This is a genomic window from Nitrincola sp., assembly GCF_048264025.1.
Taxonomy (GTDB): Bacteria; Pseudomonadota; Gammaproteobacteria; order Pseudomonadales; family Balneatricaceae; genus Nitrincola.
Map to the genome: position 1 here is coordinate 250,596 of NZ_JBLXDN010000002.1, position 19,654 is coordinate 270,249.

General features: G+C 52.2%; 19 protein-coding genes. 13 read left to right on the plus strand and 6 right to left on the minus strand.

Going from position 1 to position 19,654, the window contains the following annotated elements; genetic code table 11:
• The 11 genes from ACN0R1_RS03300 (at position 1) to ACN0R1_RS03350 (ending at position 12,587) form a co-directional block, all read left to right on the plus strand.
• The gene (locus ACN0R1_RS03300; RefSeq protein ID WP_417579894.1) at positions 1-1,167 is read left to right on the plus strand and encodes a hydroxymethylglutaryl-CoA synthase; all 1,167 of its coding nucleotides are present in this window, start codon (positions 1-3) and stop codon (positions 1,165-1,167) included.
• Entirely contained in the window at positions 1,167-2,159 is a 993-nt protein-coding gene (locus tag ACN0R1_RS03305) for a mevalonate kinase (RefSeq protein WP_417579896.1), read from the plus strand. The genes ACN0R1_RS03300 and ACN0R1_RS03305 overlap by 1 nt, the downstream gene beginning before the upstream one ends.
• Positions 2,137-3,087, plus strand: a complete 951-nt coding sequence (locus ACN0R1_RS03310; RefSeq protein ID WP_417579898.1) for a mevalonate kinase — start codon at positions 2,137-2,139, stop codon at positions 3,085-3,087. Before ACN0R1_RS03305 ends, ACN0R1_RS03310 begins: the two co-directional genes overlap by 23 nt.
• 154 nt (positions 3,088-3,241) lie before the next feature.
• Positions 3,242-4,024 (plus strand): sensor histidine kinase, encoded by a 783-nt coding sequence (locus tag ACN0R1_RS03315; protein WP_417579900.1) that lies wholly within the window; start codon positions 3,242-3,244, stop codon positions 4,022-4,024.
• Positions 4,017-5,345 (plus strand): sensor histidine kinase, encoded by a 1,329-nt coding sequence (locus ACN0R1_RS03320; protein ID WP_417579902.1) that lies wholly within the window; start codon positions 4,017-4,019, stop codon positions 5,343-5,345. The genes ACN0R1_RS03315 and ACN0R1_RS03320 overlap by 8 nt, the downstream gene beginning before the upstream one ends.
• A complete protein-coding gene (locus ACN0R1_RS03325; protein ID WP_417579904.1) occupies positions 5,342-5,788 on the plus strand; it encodes a response regulator in 447 nt (148 codons plus the stop codon). The genes ACN0R1_RS03320 and ACN0R1_RS03325 overlap by 4 nt, the downstream gene beginning before the upstream one ends.
• Before the next feature lie 27 nt (positions 5,789-5,815).
• Positions 5,816-7,117 (plus strand): diguanylate cyclase domain-containing protein, encoded by a 1,302-nt coding sequence (locus ACN0R1_RS03330; RefSeq protein WP_417579906.1) that lies wholly within the window; start codon positions 5,816-5,818, stop codon positions 7,115-7,117.
• Positions 7,118-7,124: 7 nt separating this feature from the next.
• Positions 7,125-8,120 (plus strand): diphosphomevalonate decarboxylase, encoded by a 996-nt coding sequence (mvaD, locus tag ACN0R1_RS03335; protein WP_417579908.1) that lies wholly within the window; start codon positions 7,125-7,127, stop codon positions 8,118-8,120.
• On the plus strand, positions 8,113-10,452 hold the full coding sequence (locus ACN0R1_RS03340) for a DNA polymerase II (protein WP_417579910.1): 2,340 nt from the start codon (positions 8,113-8,115) through the stop codon (positions 10,450-10,452). Before mvaD ends, ACN0R1_RS03340 begins: the two co-directional genes overlap by 8 nt.
• 174 nt (positions 10,453-10,626) lie before the next feature.
• Positions 10,627-11,532 (plus strand): 30S ribosomal protein S6--L-glutamate ligase, encoded by a 906-nt coding sequence (gene rimK / locus ACN0R1_RS03345; RefSeq protein WP_151053884.1) that lies wholly within the window; start codon positions 10,627-10,629, stop codon positions 11,530-11,532.
• A gap of 2 nt (positions 11,533-11,534) precedes the next feature.
• Positions 11,535-12,587 (plus strand): succinylglutamate desuccinylase/aspartoacylase family protein, encoded by a 1,053-nt coding sequence (locus ACN0R1_RS03350; protein ID WP_417579912.1) that lies wholly within the window; start codon positions 11,535-11,537, stop codon positions 12,585-12,587.
• A gap of 192 nt (positions 12,588-12,779) precedes the next feature.
• Here ACN0R1_RS03350 and ACN0R1_RS03355 read toward each other — a convergent pair whose 3' ends face one another.
• The 5 genes from ACN0R1_RS03355 to ACN0R1_RS03375 all read right to left on the minus strand — a co-directional run bounded on the left by ACN0R1_RS03355 (position 12,780) and on the right by ACN0R1_RS03375 (position 16,492).
• A complete protein-coding gene (locus tag ACN0R1_RS03355) occupies positions 12,780-13,109 on the minus strand; it encodes a type II toxin-antitoxin system RelE/ParE family toxin (RefSeq protein ID WP_417579914.1) in 330 nt (109 codons plus the stop codon).
• On the minus strand, positions 13,078-13,314 hold the full coding sequence (locus ACN0R1_RS03360; protein WP_417579916.1) for a ParD-like family protein: 237 nt from the start codon (positions 13,312-13,314) through the stop codon (positions 13,078-13,080). Before ACN0R1_RS03360 ends, ACN0R1_RS03355 begins: the two co-directional genes overlap by 32 nt.
• Positions 13,315-13,616: 302 nt before the next feature.
• Positions 13,617-14,276 (minus strand): LutC/YkgG family protein, encoded by a 660-nt coding sequence (locus ACN0R1_RS03365; protein WP_417579918.1) that lies wholly within the window; start codon positions 14,274-14,276, stop codon positions 13,617-13,619.
• Positions 14,273-15,691 carry a LutB/LldF family L-lactate oxidation iron-sulfur protein gene (locus tag ACN0R1_RS03370; protein ID WP_417579920.1) on the minus strand — a complete coding sequence of 473 codons (1,419 nt, stop codon included), beginning with the start codon at positions 15,689-15,691 and terminating at the stop codon, positions 14,273-14,275. Before ACN0R1_RS03370 ends, ACN0R1_RS03365 begins: the two co-directional genes overlap by 4 nt.
• A gap of 12 nt (positions 15,692-15,703) precedes the next feature.
• The gene (locus ACN0R1_RS03375; RefSeq protein WP_417579922.1) at positions 15,704-16,492 is read right to left on the minus strand and encodes a (Fe-S)-binding protein; all 789 of its coding nucleotides are present in this window, start codon (positions 16,490-16,492) and stop codon (positions 15,704-15,706) included.
• A gap of 121 nt (positions 16,493-16,613) precedes the next feature.
• Between ACN0R1_RS03375 and ACN0R1_RS03380 the strand changes: the two genes are divergently transcribed.
• Positions 16,614-17,312, plus strand: coding sequence for a FadR/GntR family transcriptional regulator (locus ACN0R1_RS03380; protein WP_417579924.1), 699 nt, complete (start codon positions 16,614-16,616; stop codon positions 17,310-17,312).
• On the opposite strand, the gene leuA is transcribed toward ACN0R1_RS03380, so the two are convergent.
• Complete coding sequence (gene leuA, locus ACN0R1_RS03385; RefSeq protein WP_417579926.1) at positions 17,309-18,982, minus strand: 2-isopropylmalate synthase; 1,674 nt, start codon at positions 18,980-18,982, stop codon at positions 17,309-17,311. The two genes, ACN0R1_RS03380 and leuA, sit on opposite strands and share 4 nt — an antisense overlap.
• Positions 18,983-19,149: 167 nt before the next feature.
• Between leuA and ACN0R1_RS03390 the strand changes: the two genes are divergently transcribed.
• Entirely contained in the window at positions 19,150-19,629 is a 480-nt protein-coding gene (locus ACN0R1_RS03390) for an Lrp/AsnC family transcriptional regulator (RefSeq protein WP_417579928.1), read from the plus strand.
• The last annotated feature ends 25 nt before the right edge of the window (positions 19,630-19,654 follow it).

Here is a 19,654-nt window from a genome sequence, read left to right on the forward strand (position 1 = left end):
ATGTCAGTAGGTATAGACGAAATCAGTTTTTATACGTCCAGCTATTTTCTGGATTTAAGGACGTTGGCTGAGAAACAGCAGACTGATCCTGAGAAGTACTATGCCGGTATCGGTCAGGAAAAGATGGGCATGGCCGCGCCAGATGAGGATATTGTCACCATGGCTGCCAATGCCGCCCTGCCCATTATTGAGCGGGTTGGAGCAGACGCGGTGGACACCCTGCTGTTTGCTACTGAAACTGCTATAGATCAGTCAAAATCGGCAGGCGTTTATGTGCACCGTTTACTCGGTATGCAGGCAAACTGCCGTGTGGTTGAGCTGAAACAGGCTTGTTACAGTGCTACGGCCGCTTTGCAGATGGCCTGTGCCTTGGTTGCACGACGACCAGAAAGCAAGGTGCTGGTTATTGCCTCAGATATTGCCCGTTACGATCTGAATACACCCGGTGAAGCTACGCAAGGCTGCGGAGCGGTTGCTATGTTGATTACGCAGAACCCGCGTATCCTCAGTGTGTCAGCAGACGTGGGCAACTATACCGATGATGTGATGGACTTCTGGCGTCCCAACTACCGCAGTACCGCTTTGGTCGACGGCAAGTATTCCACCAAAATCTATCTGCGGGCATTGAAAAAAACCTGGGAGAATTTTACTGCGGTCAGTCCACTGCAGTTCAATGACTTCAGTTATTTTTGCTATCACTTACCCTTCAGTCGCATGGCTCAGAAAGCCCATCAACATCTGGCCAGGCTGAACCACTGTGCATTAACACCAGAAGAGATTGAACTGCAGATAGCCGATACCCTCCGTTACAATCAGGCCATAGGTAACAGCTATACCGCCTCTATCTATATCGGTTTATGTTCCTTGCTGGATAATCTTCAGGACGATCTGAGTGGCAAAAATATTGCCTTTTTCAGTTATGGTTCTGGTTGTGTGGCCGAGTTTTTTGCCGGTCAGATCCAGCCCGGTTATCAAGCCTATCTACATACTGCTCGGCATCAGGTGATGCTGGCGCAGCGCCAGGAAGTTGATTATGACGAATACCTGTCGCTGTATCATTATGCTGATCCACAGCAGGGTGAAAGTGTGGAAATGCCTCACTCCACCAAAGGGCAGTTCCGGCTTGCTGCTATCACGCAGCATAAGCGTGAATATATTCCCTGCTAATGCGTGCCGCCTCAGCACCCGGTAAGATTATTCTCACAGGAGAGCATGCCGTGGTGCATGGCGTGCCAGCCACTGCGATGGCGGTTAAACGCCACATCCGTGCGTTGCTGCTTGAAGACGATAGCGGTGTGTTGCGCTGGAAAGATCCTTTCAGCGGTCAACTAATCAGCTATACCCAGGTACAACTCCAGCAACGCTCTGAACTATTGGCTTTGCGCTATGCGTCCTGGCAACAGGGCCACCTGGCCATTAATGCAATCTTGCCCACCCCGGCTGATTTGTTGGTGTATAGCGTCGCTCAAGCCTTACAGGGCACAGAGTTACCCGGTGGCGATCTGACCTGGCGTTCCGATTTGCCGATCGGCGCAGGCATGGGTTCTTCAGCCGCTTTTATCGCCAGCCTCATTCGCTTGTTTTCCCCTAAGGTATTGTCTGCCGAAGCCCTGATGCATCAGGTGCATTTTTGTGAGCGTTTACAACACGGTAAAGGCAGCTATATTGATGCAGCAACGGTCAGCTTTGGGGGGTGTGTTGAAGTACAGGGTAAAAATCTGACGCCTTTAGCCTCCCAGGTATTGGGAGATGATTGGTACTGGATTTACACCGGCTCACCGCTGTCGAGCACAGGTGAGTGTGTTGACAGGGTGAGGCAGCAGTTTAGTCACTCGGAAATCTGGCAGGCGTTTGCAGCTATAGCTCATCAATGGCAAGCAGCGACAGTTACTCAGCGTTCTGCTCTGGTACGCGAAAACCACCGATTGTTATGTCTTCTGGGCGTAGTTCCTCGGGCAGTACAAGCGTTGATCCAACAGATTGAAAGGCTGGGCGGTGCGGCAAAAATTTCCGGGGCTGGCAGTATTCGTGGGGAGGCGGCCGGGTTGGTGTTAGCCTGGTTGCCAGAGATCGATCCCTCAGCGCTAAACTTGCCAGAGCCGATGTATTGGGGTGCATTGGAAGAGGAGCCGCAGGGTGCCGTCAGTTTCCGCCTTTAAAGTCTCTGCGCCTGGCAGTACTATGCTGATGGGTGAGCATGCCGTATTACAGGGTGAAGTGGCACTGGTCTGCGCTGTGGATGCGCGTATAGAGGTGACCTTACGGCCGCGTCCAGATCGTCAGGTGCATATACACAGCAGCCTGTGTCAGTATCAGTCTGAGCTTGATCAGTTAACACCTCAGCCTGCGCTCAGTTTTGTACTCGCGGCTGTGTCAGCCTATCGTACACAGTTGCCGTCAGGCTTTGATTTGATTATCGAATCAGGCTTCTCTTCCACTATCGGGCTGGGTTCTTCGGCTGCTGTGACGGCGGCTATGGTCGTAGCGCTGGAACATTTTGCTGGCGTTGAGTCGACTCGGCTGGAACAATTTCGCCGCGGCCTGGCTATTATTCATGCGGTACAGGAGGGGCGAGGCTCCGGCGCCGACCTGGCGGCTAGTCTCAGCGGTGGGATGGTGTGTTTTTCACTTTCACCTTTGAAAATCGAAACACTGCCCTGCCCGGATGGACTCACCCTGTCACTCTTCTACTGCGGTTACAAGATGAAAACCCCTGAGGTGCTGCGCTATGTGGAAAAGCGTTGGCAGCAGCAACCGCAGTTATTGCAGCAACTGTACCGGATGATGGGTGCAACCAGTCAGGCCGCTATTAATGCATTGAAAAGCGCTGACCTGGTAACGCTGGGGCGGTTGATGCAGGTGTATCAAGGGCTAATGGATGCGTTGGGTGTCAATGATGCCACACTGGCGAAAATGGTCGCCGATTTACGTCAGGACCCAGCCGTGCTGGGAACAAAAATCTCCGGTTCTGGCTTGGGCGACTGCGTGCTGACTCTAGGCAAAACCCCACCGCAAGACCTGCAGGGCTTCAGTCAAATTTCTATCATGCCGGCTACGCAAGGTGCCCTGCTGGTTGAGAAGGGCTAACTAGCTACCCTCGTTCTGTTTTTGTTTGGATCCACAGCTATGAGTCGGAAGATGACTGGTGCGTTGTTCCAAGTCACGACATCATTCAGTTCTGCTCGCATCTTGTTTTGAAATATGTTTAATTTAAACGTATTGGATCCACGGATTACATGTGATGCCTAGTGATAATAATTTTAAAACACACTACCTCAAGACAGAGCTCTACGAGAAAATTCGTCAAAGTGATGAACTGTTTGATTTTATTCAGCAAACTTCACTTGATGGGCTCTGGTATTGGGATATGCAACAGTCCGAACAAGAATGGATGAGTGAGCGTTTCTGGCAAACACTGGGGTATGATCCTGCCGACATGCCTCACCGCTCTGATGCCTGGCAAATACTGGTAGATAAAGATGATCTGGCTGTTACTCGTAAGGCCATAACCAAACATCTGGCAAATCCAGACGAGGCGTTTGATCAGATTCTGCGCTATCGCCACAAAAATGGTTCTACGGTATGGATTCGCTGTCGAGGGGTGGTGATTCGCGATACTGATGGTACGCCTCTACGCATGCTGGGTACACACAACGATGTTACGCAACTTAAACAGACTGAGCTGTCTTTACGTGCGCAACACGAAGCCTTACAGGCTTCCAATTCTGAGCTGGAGCAGTTTGCCTATGTGACCTCTCACGACCTGCGCCAACCGTTGCGCATGATCAAGAGTTATCTGCAGATGCTGGAGCGACGTTTTCTTCAGCATTGTTTTGAAGAAGCCTGTTGTTTCCTGAAATCAGAGATTCTGGCAAGTGGTGCGCAGCTCGATACACCGGTGGCTCCCTGGCCGTCGATGTTAGCCAATGCTGACGAATTGACACGTCTGTTCCAGAATCTGCTGGCTAATGCTATCAAATATTGCAAGCCAGAACCGACTCACAACAGGGCGCAAGATGGGTAGAGTAAATCAGCTGTTGTTGAGTTGCGTTGCGTTGTTGCTTGCCTTGAGCTGCTCAGCCACCGATCATCCTGATAGCGGTCTGTATGAGTTTTTTCAGCGTCATGATTCGGTCATGCTGTTGATCGACCCGGAAACTGGCAAGCTAGAAGATGCTAACCCTGCAGCTGAAGCTTTTTATGGTTACAACCATGAAACACTGCTGACGCTATCGATTCAATCACTGAATACCCTGACACCAGTGCAGGTAGCTGAAGAGATGCAGCTGGCCGCCAGGGAGGGACGCAACTACTTTGTGTTTCGCCATGTACTGGCTGATGGTGATGTGCGTACTGTGGAGGTTCGTAGTCATCCTTACCAGTTTGACGGGAAGATGCGCTTGTTATCGGTAATCCATGACATCACACCTGGACGTCATGCTGATCAGGCGGTCTGGCATTACCAGGAACGTCTGGAGGAAATGGTTGATCTGCAGGTGCAAGCCTTGCAACAAGAGAAAGTCAATCGTCAGCGACTGCTGTTTGTCGCTGTATTGTTGCAGATGTTGGCGATTGTTGTGCTGGTTTTGCTGTCCATCAGTCTGTTTCGTACCCAGAAAGAGCGCACCGCCCTGCTGCATCAGCAAGAAAAAACTAATCGGGAGTTACGTCGCCTGAATGAAATAATGGCACACCACTTTCAGGAGCCGGCACGCCGTTTGGTCAGTTTTGCCCAGCGTTTGTACAAAAAAGGTTTGGTAGAGGCGGATGAAGATGCCCGTGTATCGGTTGACTTTATCCATCAGCAGGCGTTGCGTTTAAGTTATTTGGTACGTGATATCCAGCGCTATTTGGCACTGGATCAAACTGAGGCAAGATCACAGCCGATACAGTTATCAGAGGTTATTGCGCAACAGATGCATGAGCCTGAATTCAGTGAACGTCTGAAAAATGTGAGTGTTCATCTGAACCTGGCGGAGTCCTCAGTGTATTTCCCGAAAAGCTATTTGCAGCAAATTTTCAGGATATTACTGGATAACAGCCTGAATTATGCCTGTGACGATAGACTCTTAACGATTGAGATAAAATCGCTGAAGCAGTCTGGTTACACCCTGATCCAATTTGTCGACAATGGCTGCGGGGTTGAGTTGGAATACCGGGAGCAGATATTTGAAATGTTTTCACGCCTGGTGAGTGAGGCGAACACGGTTTCCAATACAGGCACAGGCATGGGATTGACCGTGCTACGTAAAATGGTCGAAAAAAAAGGTGGCTGGGTAAATGCCCGTGATGGCATGGATACTGGCTTGATAATTGAGTTTTCAATACCGGATCCAACCTCATGAATGCTAAACCCTCGTTGTTTCGAGTGCTACTGGTTGAAGATGAGCTAGCCGATGCGCACCTCATACGTCTGGCCTTTGAGGAGAATAATCTGCTCGTTGATCTGCGACATGTCAATGATGGTGTCGAAGCGTTCAGGTTTTTGCGCCGTGAGTCAGGTTATGCCGAAGAAACCTCTCCGGATCTGATTTTGCTGGACCTGAATATGCCGCGAATGAATGGCCTGACATTTCTGGAAAAAATAAAGCAGGAGACCGCGTTTCGCCATATCCCGGTAGTGGTCCTCACTACATCGGATTCCGAGAGTGACATACTCAGATCGTATGATTTGGGTGCGTCGGGTTATGTCGTCAAGCCAGTGGATATTGATGATTTTATACATCAGGTCAAGACGCTGGAGGATTACTGGATTACACTTGTGCGCCACCCGCACAAGCCCGGTTGATATTTTCCTGAGCAGGTAAGAGTTTGGATGAAACAAACAGAACTACACGCTGAACACCACGCCCCAGTGGTACTGGTGATAGAAGATGAACCCGGTGATGCACAGCTTATCAGACTGCAACTCCAGGAACAGGATGTGCAGGCCTATCAAATCGTGTTGGCAGAATCCCTCAAAGATGCCGAGATGCAGGTTAAGCAGCAAAAGTTGGTACCGAATGCGATTTTGCTTGATCTGAACCTGCCGGATTCAACCGGTGTGGCTACGGTTAGACGTTGCTACCAGCTCTTCCCTGATGTGCCGGTAGTGGTACTGACCGGCCTGGATGATCAGACTGCCACTGAAGCCGCTATTGAAGCTGGCGCAGAAGATTATTTAAGCAAGGGTGCTGAAGGGCGGTGGATACGTAAGGCGATCCGTTATGCGATATTACGGCATGAGCGAGATGCTTCAGAGCGTCTGGCCATGGCCGTATTCCGGCATGCACGTGAAGCGATTATGATCACCGATGCCGAGCAACAGATTCTCCAGGTAAATACCGCCTTTAGCGACATTACCGGCTACCGTGCTGAAGACGTGATCGGAAAGACTCCTGCGATTCTTAACTCCGGGCATCATGACGCCAATTTCTTTGATCAGATGTTCGCCACGCTGGCAGCTAAGGGCAGTTGGGATGGTGAAATATGGAATCGCCGCAAAGATGGTAGTTTGGTGGTGGAAACCATGAATATCAGTGCCGTACATGATGCATTGGGCCAGGTTGTACAGTACGTAGCCTTATTCTCTGATATTACTCAGAAAAAAGCCGCTCAAGACAAAGTTAACTATCTGGCTTACCATGATGCCCTGACCAATCTGCCTAACCGGACCCTGTTCATGGACCGTTTTCAGCAGGCGCTGGTGTCTGTACGCCGCACTCAAAGCCCATTGGCGCTCGCTTTTATGGATCTGGATGGGTTTAAAACCATTAATGATACCCACGGACATGCGGCGGGTGACTTTCTATTGGAAGCCCTGTCTGAGAAAATGAAGGTCTGTTTGCGCGAAGACGATACGTTGGCGCGTTTAGGGGGCGATGAATTTTTACTGCTGCTCCAGGGACAGTTGGATCAACAGACTACTGAGCAGGTGCTGCAGCGTTTGCTGATAACGGCCCACGAGCCCATTGAGTGGAAGGGTAATACACTCAAAGTCTCGGTGAGTATTGGCGCGTGCTTTATCGACGGGCAGTCGTTAAAAAGTCCGGAAGACTATATTACTGAAGCTGATGTGGCTATGTATCGTGCCAAGAAGCAGGGCAAGAACCGCTACTATTTTACCGACAATACCTGAGGACTACATGGATAAACATGCCACACTGGCTGGCTGGTTAACGCCTGGCACAATACCATCAGCGTCAGACGAACATTTTGCACCCAGTAACATCGCCTTGTGCAAATACTGGGGAAAGCGAGATCAACAACTGAATTTACCGGTTAATGCGTCTTTGTCCGTGTCGCTGGGCCACCTGGGTAGTCATACCCGCCTGGTGCCGATTGATCATCCGGCTGATGAAATTTGGCTTAATGGCGAAAAACTTGTGGCTTCAGCGCCTTTTTGCCAACGCATCAGCAGTTTTCTGGATCTGTTTCGCAATCCAGACCAGTGTCATTTCCGTGTCACCACCCGTAACTCTATTCCAACGGCGGCTGGGCTGGCCTCATCGGCTTCAGGCTTTGCAGCTCTTGCCCTGGCGGTTAATGACAGTTTCGCCCTGCAGCTCAGTGACGAGCAGCTGTCAGTTGTAGCGCGTCTTGGCAGTGGCAGTGCCTGTCGATCGATTTTCCGTGGTTTTGTTGAGTGGCAAATGGGGCAGCGGGAGGATGGGCTGGACAGTCATGCCATCGCCTTGCAAAGCGACTGGCCGGGGTTATGTGTTGGTCTGATCAAGGTCGATGCTTCTGTTAAGGCCACGGACTCGCGCAGTGGTATGCAGCGTACAGTGGAAACCGCTCACCTTTACCAGAGCTGGCCGTTGCAGGCCGCTACTGATCTGCAACATCTGAAGCAAGCCATCGCGGGACAGGACTTTGAACGCCTGGGCCGTACTGCCGAGCATAATGCCTTGTCGATGCACGCCACCATGCTGGCGTCCTGGCCACCGCTGGTGTACTGGCAACCAGATTCACTGAAGATGATGCATAAAATCTGGAAGCTGCGTCAGGACGGCATGTCCATCTACTTCACTATGGATGCCGGCCCGAATCTGAAATTGTTATTTGAATCGGCCTCTCTGGAGGAGGTGATGCGCCAGTTTCCGGATATGGAAGTGATACAGCCGTTTGGTGATGTCTGACAGCATTCAGGGGTTCCCGTTAACCCGGCATCAGCGCGATACACCTGAAGGAATTGAGCTGAGCTATTGGCTGGTATCTGCGCAGGGGGCAAAGCACGTCAGTCTGGCTGGGCAGGAAGCGGTATTATTTGTGCGTCAGCAGGATCAGAGCGCCATAGCGCAACAGTTACAAGACCTGAGTGGCTGGCGCTGGCAAAGCCTGGAGCTAAAAAATCTGCTGGAACAGCCGGTGGCAGCACTCTACTGCCGCACGCTGGCCACCTGGCACACCCTGGTAGAGCGCCTGAAAGGGTCAGGTATTGCCATGATGGAAGAAGATATCCGTCCGGCCGATCGTTATTTAATGGAACGCTTCATTTTTGCCGGCGCCGCCTGGGTTGAGGCAGGAAGCAAAAGCCGTCTGATCCCCATCGATATTCAGCCAGCCTTCCGAGTCTTGTCGTTGGATATCGAAACCACCATGAAAGCTGATCGTATTCTGTCGATTGCATTGCAGTCGGAGGGTTACGAACATGTGTTGATGTTGGGGCCGGAAAAGCCCCATCCGCTCATTACCTACTGTGCAGATGAAAAATGCCTGTTACAGCAGTTTGTCACCTCAGTTCAGGCGTTTGATCCGGATATCCTGATTGGCTGGAATGTTATAGGTTTTGATCTGCGTGTTTTACAACGCCGAGCCGAGGCGTTAGGTGTGCGCATGCAACTGGGGCGCGACCGTCAGGCGCTGCGGGTGGGCAGTTATGGCCAGAACCGCCACTATGCCCGACTGGCGGGTCGAGTGGTGCTGGATGGCATTGATACCCTGAAGGGCGCGACCTGGCAGTTTGAGCGCTACAATCTGGAATTTGTCGCCCAGGCACTGCTGGGACGCGGCAAAGCCATCGACTCAGTCAATGATCGCGGCCAGGAGATTCAGCGTCTGTTTGCTGAAGATCAGTTCGCCCTGGCGCACTATAATCTGGAAGATTGCCGTCTGGTCAGTGAAATTTTTGCCAAGGCGGGACTGATCGACTACCTGACTGAGCGCACCCGCCTGACCGGACTGGCGCTGGATAAGGTCGGTGGCTCTTCACAGGCCTTTGATAACTTATATCTGCCAGCACTGCATCGGGCCGGTTATGTGGCACCTGAATATGCTTCAGGGCAAACAGGTGATCATGTGCCCGGTGGTCATGTGATGGAGTCCGTGCCGGGCTTGTATCGCAATGTGCTGGTGCTGGATTTCAAGAGCCTGTATCCCAGTATTATCCGCACCTTTCAGATTGACCCGCTAGGGCTGACCCTGGGATTAAACCAGCAGGAATCCACAGCAGATAGCACACTACCTGGGTATTTAGGTGCAGTATTCAGTCGGGACCAGGCGATACTCCCCGGTATTATTGAACATCTCTGGCAGGCGCGTGACCGAGCCAAGCAAGAGGGAAACGCGGCGCTGTCACAAGCGATCAAAATCCAGATGAATGCCTGTTATGGGGTGTTGGGCTCAGATGTGTGCCGTTTTTACGACCAGCGCCTGTCAGCCTCCATCACTATGCGTGGCCATGAGATACTGACTGAAACTGCCGCTCAGATTGAAACCGCGTTTGGCTTCAAGGTGATTTATGGTGATACTGATTCAGTATTTGTCTGGCTGGGTGATGACATGTCGGCAGAACAAGCCGATGCCCAAGGGCCAAGATTAGCCGAGGCACTGAATCACTGGTGGCAGGACAGGTTACAACAGATCTATGGGCTGAGCTCGGCATTGGAGCTGCAATATGAAACCTGTTACTTGCGCTTTCTGATGCCACGCATGCGTGACTCAGAGCTGGGCAGTAAAAAACGCTATGCCGGACTGCGCCAAGCCGACGATGGCAGCGACCTGTTGGTGTTTAAAGGGTTGGAGCAGGTGCGCAGTGACTGGACACGCCTTGCCAGAGATTTTCAGCAGGCGCTGTTCGCACAGATTTTTGCCGATCAGCCCTGTGAAGCGCTGATTCAATCTCGCGTGGCTGAATTACTGGCGGGTGAGCGGGATGCCGAACTGGTTTATCACCGGCGCTTGCGCCGCCCGCTGGACAGTTATCAGCGCAATGTGCCACCGCATGTGCGAGCGGCACGTCAGCTGTGTCAGTGGTACCGTGAACAAGGTCTACCAGCACCGCTGCAACAGGGTGATACCATCACTTATGTGATGAGTGTGAATGGCCCGGAAGCCGCTGAAATACAGGCTTCTGCCATCGACTATCAACACTATATCGATAAACAGCTGCGTCCTGTTGCCGACAGCATTCTGCCCTTTGTCGGGTTGCAGTTTGATGAGCTGACTCGGCCGCAATTGCCGTTGTTCTAAGTGCGATAAAACACTATTCACTCAAGCCCTTTCCAAGCTACAATTGCACTCACCTGTTCAGGGTTATTCACTATTATCTAGTCTGTAATTTGCGCATCAGTGATCACTGATAAACTTAAACCCAGTTGCTTACATCCTTAAAGCCTATCTGATCGCCGACGGCGGAGCCCCAGTATGAAAATTGCTATTCTTTCGCGAAATCCTAAACTCTATTCAACCCGTCGTCTGGTTGAAGCCGCCAAAAATCGCGGGCATGAGGTCAGGGTTATCGATGCACTGCGTTGCTACATGAACATAGCTTCGCATAATCCACAGATTCACTACCGTGGTGAAGTGCTGGAAAACTTTGACGCGGTGATTCCGCGTATCGGCGCCTCCATCACCTTTTACGGTACCGCTGTACTGCGTCAGTTTGAAATGATGAATGTGTATCCGCTGAATGAATCAGTGGCTATTTCCCGCTCGCGCGACAAACTGCGCAGTTTGCAGTTGTTATCACGTCGCGGCATAGGTCTGCCGGTAACCAGCTTTGCCCATTCTCCCGATGATATAGAAGATCTGCTCAGTATTGTCGGTGGTGCGCCGGCGGTGATTAAACTGCTGGAAGGTACGCAGGGCGTTGGCGTGGTATTGGCGGAGACCAATCAGGCCGCTGAGAGCGTTATCCAGGCCTTTATGGGATTGAAGCAGCATATTCTGGTGCAGGAGTTTATCAAGGAAGCAAAAGGTGCTGATATTCGTGCCTTTGTTGTCGGTGGCAAGGTAGTTGCGGCGATGAAACGTCAGGCCAAAGATGGCGAGTTTCGCTCCAACTTGCACCGTGGCGGTTCGGCGGCACTGTGCCGGATTACCCCAGAGGAGCGTACCACGGCGCTGCGTGCAGCCAAGGTCATGGGGCTGAATGTCTGTGGTGTCGATCTGTTGCGCTCCAATCATGGCTCGGTGGTGATGGAAGTGAATTCCTCGCCAGGACTGGAAGGGATAGAAGCCGCCTCCGGTAAAGATATTGCCGATCTGATCATTGAATTTATTGAAAAAAACGCCAAGCCTAATCGTACTCAGACCAAAGGCCAGGGCTAGGCATGGGTGCAAGTTTCAAACCCAATCAGCCGATCACCATCGGTGGCCAAACCCTGCAGCCGGGTGAGCGGCGCACGGTCGATCTGGTAGTCGGTAAGCTGTACACCCACACCGAGGCGATTATGCCGGTACAAGTGATCTGTGGTCGTCAGGCAGGTCCTGTGTTGTTTATCTGTGCCGCCCTGCATGGGGATGAGATCAACGGTGTGGAAATCATCCGCCGTTTGCTGCGACTGCCTGCTCTGAGGCGCATGAAGGGTACGCTGATGGCTGTGCCAGTCGTCAATCTGTATGGCTTTATCAATCAAAGCCGTTATCTACCCGACCGACGCGATCTGAACCGCAGTTTTCCTGGCTCAGCCAAAGGCTCGTTGGCTGGGCGCACCGCGCGTTTGTTTATGAATGAAGTGGTGAGCAAGGCTACCCACGGCATCGATCTGCATACGGGCGCGATCAACCGCTCCAACCTGCCGCAGATCCGCGCCAATTTGGATGACCCTGAAACTCTGGTACTGGCCAAAGCCTTCGCCACTCCGGTTATCCTCAATGCCCCCTTGCGCGAGGGCTCCCTGCGCCAGGCGGGGTATGAGAGAAAAACGCCGATACTGGTGTACGAAGCCGGTGAAGCGCTGCGCTTTGATGAGGTATCCATTCGTGGCGGTGTGAATGGCATTCTCAGTGTGATGCGTGCACTGGAGATGTTACCCAAATCGCGTAAAGCCGGATTTAAAGAGCCGTTAGTCGCCCGTTCCAGTAGCTGGGTACGTGCACCGCAAAGCGGTATCTTTCGCGCCAATGTGAAAGAGGGTGAAAGAGTCACGCGTGATCAGACTCTGCTGGGTATCGTCGCGGACCCGTTCGGTGAGTCCGAAGAGGAGATCTGGTCACCCTTAAGCGGTATCGTGATCGGGCTGTTGAAGCTGCCGCTGGTGAATGAAGGCGATGCCATTATCCATATCGCCCAGTTTCACCGTACGGATCTGGTAGCCGATCGGGTGGAAAGCTACCAGGAAGCCCTGGTTGCGGAAGATCATCCGTTTGCTGATCAGCTTTAACTGTTTCATGTGGTATAGGGCTAATGGGATCGGACCTGTCTGACTCGCCGTAAACCCATCCCTGAGGGCTCCAGTACGCCATCCTTGGCGCACAGGGTCAGCCAGTTCCGATCCCATCAGCCCTCTCAAACCTGGGTGCCAGTATAAAGTCTAAAACCCCCAAGTCTTCTGATGCCGCTCCATGCACTGATGCTACTTAATAAACTTTAGATCGGATTTGCGGCGCTTTTTGGCGTTAGTATAGAAATTTTCATGCGGCCCAATGTTCAGAAGGTACAATGTCAGTTGTTCTTTCTGCCAGTTATAACCCAATAGTACTTGCTGTCCATTCAGACTGAATTTATGGACGCGAAGATAACTAAGGTCTCCCTTCTTTAGCTGCCCTATCTCAGGATTTTCGATGATTGCATCCACCGCATCCTCGATGATAGCTACATCATCCTCAGGCAGCTTGCTGAGAGTCTTTTTGAAAACCGGGCTTTCATATACATTAATCCCGGTTTCGTTTGGTTCTACGCTCATATTTGGTCGCTTTTCCAGAAACAACAGCTTCGCGTGCGATCAGTGCATCACGGATGAATTCATAGGATAGATCTGGATTGTCTTCAACCATCTGTCCAATTTTACTCCAATGCTCGATCTGCTTAGGTACTGTTCGGTGCGCGGCGGCTGAGTGAATTCTCACGCTCTCGACGAAGTCATCGTCAAGACGAACACTAGTAGCCATTTGCATTCTCCGTTGTGCATTTTATCTTTTAAGTTGATTATTAGAATTAATCACACTAAGCATTCTGCGACAAAATGTTGCATTTTGCAACAATGTCATTCTAAAGCTCAGGGCAATTTTACCAGCTTCCGTCCATGTCCATTCAGCTCATCTTTACGCTGGCACAGGAGGTTGAGCGGGGTGGTGGTATGGCTTTGGGGTGACCCTCTGCCGCCAGGACGGCGGCAGTGGAGCGTGTCAGGGATGACGAAAGCGTGTCACACCAAAGCGATACCACTACCCAGCATGGCACGATCCAAATATCACCCCAGCAAAAATATCACCAGTCGACGCGGTCCATGCGCCCCCATTTGCAGCTTCTGTTCTATATCAGCACTGCGTGACGGGCCGGTAATCATATTTACGGTGCGAGGCAGGCTGGCCTGCTGTTCGCGCAAGCGTGTCCAGGCCTGTTCATAAACACCGACTATATCTTTACGCCGCAGCACCACCAGATGATTATCCGGCAGAAAGTTCAAGGTGGTTGGACTTTCCGGGCGGGAGTAGAGCATCAGCGTGCCGGTTTCAGCGATGCCAAGAAACGCGCCGGTCAGGCTGGCCAGATCACCGGCTTGTGCCACCCCTTCGCGTACTTTCAACGTCTCCGGAAGCTGCTGACGCAGTGGTTTTAGCGATTCATCTGTCGCCATGACCAGTTCATCAATACTGGCTTCCTGCAGCCATTCAGCTACAGCTGCAGGTAAGGCACTGGCATTGCTCAGCTCAATCACTTCAGCAGCGGCTTCACGAGCCATGTCGATAAACAGGGTTTGGGTTTGTGCCTCAGGCAGTTGTGCGCGGGCGGGGATCAGGTTGGCGGCATGGGCGGAGATGCGCGTCGCCACGCGGGCCTTGTCGGCATCAGTCGCTTGCGTACGGCCTAAACCACGGCGAATATTACCCAGAATCTCTGCTTTACTCATGATGACTGCCCCGTTTTCTGTTTTTCCTGCCACTGTTGCATAAAAGTTTTACCACTCGGTGCAGGCATCTCCCGGCCCTCTGTCCAGCCACCTGCCAGTGGCAGTTTGCTGATGCGGCCTTTCTTGCCCGCCATCAGCCGCAGTACCCCACTGCTGAGGGAGGTTACGGTTCGATACAGGGCCGGACGTTTGGCCAGATAACTCCAAACTCCCAGGCCCCAGCGGGCAGTGCGAGGTGTCAGGTGTTTTTCAAACTCATTTTTACGCCAGTGACGCATCAGTTTGGGCAGGGGAATATGCACCGGGCAAACCGATTCACACTTGCCGCAGAAGGTGGAGGCGTTGGGCAGCAGCGCGGCCTTTTCGATACCGATCATCTGGGGTGTCAGCACTGAGCCCATGGGGCCTGGGTACACCCAGCCATAACTGTGACCACCTATCGCACCATAGACAGGACAGTGATTCATGCAGGCGGCACAACGTATGCAGCGCAGCATATCCTGGAGTTCCGTGCCGACCATCTCACTGCGACCATTATCGACCAGCACCACATGAAAATCTTCCGGACCATCCTGATCTCCAGGGCGACGCGGACCGGTGGAAAGGGTGTTGTATACAGTAAATTCCTGTCCTGTAGCTGAGCGTGCCAGCAGACGTAAAAACAGGGTCATATCTTCCAGCGTGGGCACTACCTTCTCGATTGAGGTAACAACAATATGGGTTTTTGGCAAGGTCTGGGTCAGATCGCCATTACCCTCGTTGGTGACGATAATGCTGGAGCCAGTTTCAGCGACCAGAAAGTTGGCACCGGTAATGCCTACGTCAGCAGCGACAAACTTGGTGCGTAACTCTTCACGTGCTTCCTGCATCAATACCGCCGGGTCCATGGACTTGGGTTTGTGATGATACTCATGGAAGGTTTCTGACACATCCTCCAGATTCAAATGAATCGCTGGAGCGATGATATGGCTGGGATGTTCACCGCGCAGTTGCAGTATATATTCACCCAGATCCGTTTCCACCGGGGTGACGCCATTGGCCTGGAGGTAATCGTTCAGATTAATCTCTTCGGTCACCATGGATTTACCCTTGGTGACAGTTTTGGCGTCTTTATCTTTACAGATTTTCAGAATGGTTTCGCGTGCTTCATCGGCGGTGCGACACCAGTGCACATGACCCCCATTTTCCAGTACCTTGGCTTCAAAGGTTTCCAGATAAATATCCAGGTGCTCGATAATATGGTTTTTTAGATCACGTGCTTCATCACGCAACTGATCAAATTCCGGCAGGCGCGCTATGGCCGCGGCACGTTTGTGTGGAAAACCGGTTTTGACGTTACCGAGGGCTTTTTGCAGGCCGACATCCTGCAAGGCGATACGTGCGTTGGCTTTAAAATCGGGGCTTGTAATTTGCATGTCCGGCTCCTGTTACAGCGATTTGCCAAGGGCATAGGCAGATTCGCCCAGTGCCGGTTGTGAGGTCATATCTGCCAGTACTTCCACGATGTGGCGCACGGTTACGGGTTTGCCTTCACGCTGCAGTTTACCGGCCATGTTCAGTAAACAACCCAGATCACCGCCCAGCAGGGTTTGTGCGCCTGACTGGCTGATGCTTTCGGTTTTATTGCCCACCATGCGGTTGGAAATTTCCGGATATTTGACACAGAAGGTGCCGCCGAACCCACAACAGGTTTCGCTCTCTTCCATCTCTTTCAGTTCAACGCCCTCCAACTGAGCCAGGAGCTGGCGAGGTTGCTGCTTGATGCCCAGTTCACGCAAGCCAGAACAGGAGTCATGATAGGTGACGCTGCCGCTGAACTGGCTGCTGAACTGATCAAACTTCAGCACATCCACCAGAAAGGCGGTAATTTCGAAGGCGCGAGCTTTGAGGGCGGTGGCGCGTGCTTGCCAGGGATCCTCAGCACTGAACAGCTCCGGATAGTGGTGCAGCATGCTAATGCAGGAGCCTGATGGGGCCACAACATATTCATAGCCATCCAGCGCCGCAATGGTCTGCCGGGCAATATCGGCCGAGGTGTTGAAGTCACCGCTGTTAAACGCGGGCTGACCACAGCAGGTTTGCTGCTCGGGAACTTCGACCCGGCAGCCGGCCATTTCCAGCAGTTTGATGGTGGCAAAGCCCACCTCGGGGCGGTAGAGATCAGTCAGGCAGGTAACAAACAAGCCGACAACAGGTTGACTCTTATTATCTTTCACACTCAATCCTCAGAGGGCTGTAAACAAAAAGCGGGAAACCGCCGTATATCACTACAAGATAGGCGAGAGCGCGGGTAAAATAAACACCAACCCCTAAAGTGGTCTGACCAAAGGTGACGGCTTGAAACCCAACGAAGCCCTAAGTACTCAAGAGACACTGTTGCAGCATCTGACTGGTCTTATCGCGACCGGTGAGCTGATTCCGGGTGCCCGGCTGCCATCAGAGCGGCGTATGGCAACCGACTATGCGGTATCCCGCGCCAGTGTGCGTCAGGCGGTACAGACGCTGCAAGGGCAGGCGTTAATAGAAACCCGGCATGGCGGTGGCAGTCGCTGTCTGAATTTACTGCAAACGCATTTGCAACTGCCCCAATCCGGATCGGACAATCGCACGCTGCAGCTCGATGTGATGGAAGCGCGGGCATTACTGGAAGGCGAGGCGGCCTATTACTGTGCCCTGCGCGCCAGTGATGCGCAGTTGGCAGCGCTGGCAACAGAATATCAGGCCATGCAATTGCGCAATCAGGGTAAATCCACTCTGCATAAGGCCAAGGAGGATTTAACCTTTCATACCCTGATTGCTGAGTCCAGCCATCATCTGCTGGTGGTGAGCTTCAGTCAGCTATTCTATGCCCGCTATTTTAATGCCATACATCAGGCGCTCTTCACCACGCTGAAGCGCTACGGACGTTATCCGCAAGGCATAGCGCAGCAGCATGAAAAAATACACCGGGCGATCCAGGCGCGAAACCCTGAGCTGGCGCGTACCGAGGCGCGTGAACACATCCTCTATACGCGCAGCCTGCTGGAAAAAGCCTAGGCGATCTTTTTTTCTATGGCCACAGCAGATCGGCTGCGGGCAAATGCATTTAATACCGCCTGGAGTGTTGCTGCCGAAGTATCTTCGGCCACGGTCACGGCGGCATAAGTCACATCATCAACCTTCAGCGCCACACAGGCTTGTGCCTGGGCATGAGTGCCTTCGGTCAGGGCACGTTCATCGAACTGCAGTATCTCGATGCCAACGCCGAAACGTTTTTCCAGTGCATTCACTAATGCATCCACGGCGCCACTACCCTGTCCCTGAAGGCTGGGTAAGTGTTCGGCCACTTTAAAGCTGCCTTTAACCACACCCTGTTCAGTATGCAGGTCATAGTCGAGCAGCGCCCAGTCAGCCTGGGTGGTATTAAAACACTCTCCAAACAGCGATTTGATCTGCAGAGAGGTGATTTCGGCACCAGTCTGTTCCGAGGCTTTTTGTACCACGCGGCTGATTTCGCTGTGCATCCATTTGGGTAATACAATGCCGTAGTCCCGCTCCAGTACCAGTGCCACACCGCCTTTACCACTCTGGCTGTTAATGCGCACCACCGCTTCGTATTCACGCCCGATATCACGTGGATCGATGGGCAGGTAAGCCACTTCCCAATGAGGTAACTGATGCTGTTCGTGGTAGTTGATGGACTTGCGAATGGCATCCTGATGGCTGCCGGAGAAGGCGGTATACACCAGCTCGCCAGCCCAGGGGTGACGCGCCGCCACTGGCAGCTCGGTGCAGTATTCCACTACCGCGATAATCTCTTTGATATTGGAAAAATCCAATTCCGGATCGACACCTTGAGAATAAAGGTTCATCCCCAGAGTAACGATATCCATATTGCCGGTGCGCTCACCATTGCCCAGCAGAGTACCTTCAATTCTGTCAGCACCGGCCATAATGCCCAGCTCTGCTGCCGCCACACCACAGCCGCGGTCGTTGTGGGTGTGCAGGCTGATGATGACCTGATCACGCTGCCGCATATGACGGCAGAAATACTCTATCTGGTCAGCAAATACATTGGGTGTCGACATTTCCACCGTCGCGGGCAGGTTGATAATCACTTTGCGGCCATTTTCTGGTTGCCACTCAGCGATTACAGCATCACAAACCTCAACGGCGTAATCCAGCTCAGTACCGGTAAAACTCTCGGGTGAGTACTGGAAAGCCCAATCGGTTTGAGGATACTTGGCAGCATAATCGCGCACCCAGCGAGCACCCTGAACCGCTATTGCCTTGATACCCTCACGGTCCAGGCCAAAGACCTGTTCACGCTGAACCTGAGAAGTTGAGTTATACACATGCACTATCGCCTGTTTCGCACCTTCCAGAGCTTCATAGGAGCGTGCAATCAAATCTTCACGGGCCTGAGTCAGGACCTGAACGGTGACATCCGCAGGAATCAGCTCTTCAGTAATCAGCTTGCGCACAAAATCAAAATCAGGCTGCGACGCCGATGGAAAGCCGACTTCAATTTCTTTAAAGCCCAGTTTGACCAGTAGTTCAAACATGCGCGTCTTCTGATCCACATTCATCGGATTGATCAGCGCCTGATTGCCATCGCGTAGATCAACACTGCACCAGTGAGGTGCCTGGGTGATCTGTTGATCTGGCCAGGTACGATCGGTTAAACGAATCGGTGTAAACGCACGGTATTTGCGATGATCAAACATGCTGAGGTCCTTAGAATCGGATTAACTGAGTACAGAGCCAAGTTTACGCCCTTGCTCGCGCAATAGGGTTGCGAATTTCAGTTTGTTTGCGGTGTTTGCGCAATTTGAGTGTAGAGTATTATTATTGTAGTTATTAATTATTGCGTAAACTTGTTTTTAGGTGATGTATGCATGTTGAATTGGATCGTTTTGATATAAAAATATTGCAGCAGTTGCAGGTGGATGCGTCCATCTCCAATCAGGATCTGGCCGATCGAATTGGCCTGACCGCTGCGCCCTGTTCCCGGCGGGTGAAGCAACTGCTGGATACGGGTGTGATCGAGCGGCAGGTGGTGCGGGTGAACGAGCGTAAAGTCGGCTTAAACCTGATTGCCATGCTGCACATTATCATGGACAAGCATATTCCTGAGCGTTTCGAAGCCTTTGAAGCCGCCATTGCCGATATTCCCGAGGTGATGGAATGCTACCTGATCACTGGCCATGATGCTGACTACCAGCTCAAGGTCGCTGTTGCCGATATGGATAGTTACCACGACATCCTGCTGGGTAAAATCACTCGCATCACCGGCGTCAGTGGCGTGAAGTCATCCTTTATAATGCGTAAGGTGGTCGATACTACGGCGGTGCCGTTGCATTATATTCGGTAGTTTTTGCTTGGGTGGGGCGAAGATT

Bases quoted from the DNA above. Each gene is read 5' to 3' on its own strand.
- ACN0R1_RS03300 (WP_417579894.1), top strand. From the start codon at position 1: ATGTCAGTAGGTATAGACGAAATCAGTTTTTATACGTCCAGCTATTTT.
- ACN0R1_RS03305 (WP_417579896.1), top strand. From the start codon at position 1,167: ATGCGTGCCGCCTCAGCACCCGGTAAGATTATTCTCACAGGAGAGCAT.
- ACN0R1_RS03315 (WP_417579900.1), top strand. From the start codon at position 3,242: ATGCCTAGTGATAATAATTTTAAAACACACTACCTCAAGACAGAGCTC.
- ACN0R1_RS03320 (WP_417579902.1), top strand. From the start codon at position 4,017: ATGGGTAGAGTAAATCAGCTGTTGTTGAGTTGCGTTGCGTTGTTGCTT.
- ACN0R1_RS03325 (WP_417579904.1), top strand. From the start codon at position 5,342: ATGAATGCTAAACCCTCGTTGTTTCGAGTGCTACTGGTTGAAGATGAG.
- ACN0R1_RS03330 (WP_417579906.1), top strand. From the start codon at position 5,816: ATGAAACAAACAGAACTACACGCTGAACACCACGCCCCAGTGGTACTG.
- mvaD (WP_417579908.1), top strand. From the start codon at position 7,125: ATGGATAAACATGCCACACTGGCTGGCTGGTTAACGCCTGGCACAATA.
- ACN0R1_RS03340 (WP_417579910.1), top strand. From the start codon at position 8,113: ATGTCTGACAGCATTCAGGGGTTCCCGTTAACCCGGCATCAGCGCGAT.
- rimK (WP_151053884.1), top strand. From the start codon at position 10,627: ATGAAAATTGCTATTCTTTCGCGAAATCCTAAACTCTATTCAACCCGT.
- ACN0R1_RS03350 (WP_417579912.1), top strand. From the start codon at position 11,535: ATGGGTGCAAGTTTCAAACCCAATCAGCCGATCACCATCGGTGGCCAA.
- ACN0R1_RS03355 (WP_417579914.1), bottom strand. From the start codon at position 13,109: ATGAGCGTAGAACCAAACGAAACCGGGATTAATGTATATGAAAGCCCG.
- ACN0R1_RS03360 (WP_417579916.1), bottom strand. From the start codon at position 13,314: ATGGCTACTAGTGTTCGTCTTGACGATGACTTCGTCGAGAGCGTGAGA.
- ACN0R1_RS03365 (WP_417579918.1), bottom strand. From the start codon at position 14,276: ATGAGTAAAGCAGAGATTCTGGGTAATATTCGCCGTGGTTTAGGCCGT.
- ACN0R1_RS03370 (WP_417579920.1), bottom strand. From the start codon at position 15,691: ATGCAAATTACAAGCCCCGATTTTAAAGCCAACGCACGTATCGCCTTG.
- leuA (WP_417579926.1), bottom strand. From the start codon at position 18,982: ATGTTTGATCATCGCAAATACCGTGCGTTTACACCGATTCGTTTAACC.
- ACN0R1_RS03390 (WP_417579928.1), top strand. From the start codon at position 19,150: ATGCATGTTGAATTGGATCGTTTTGATATAAAAATATTGCAGCAGTTG.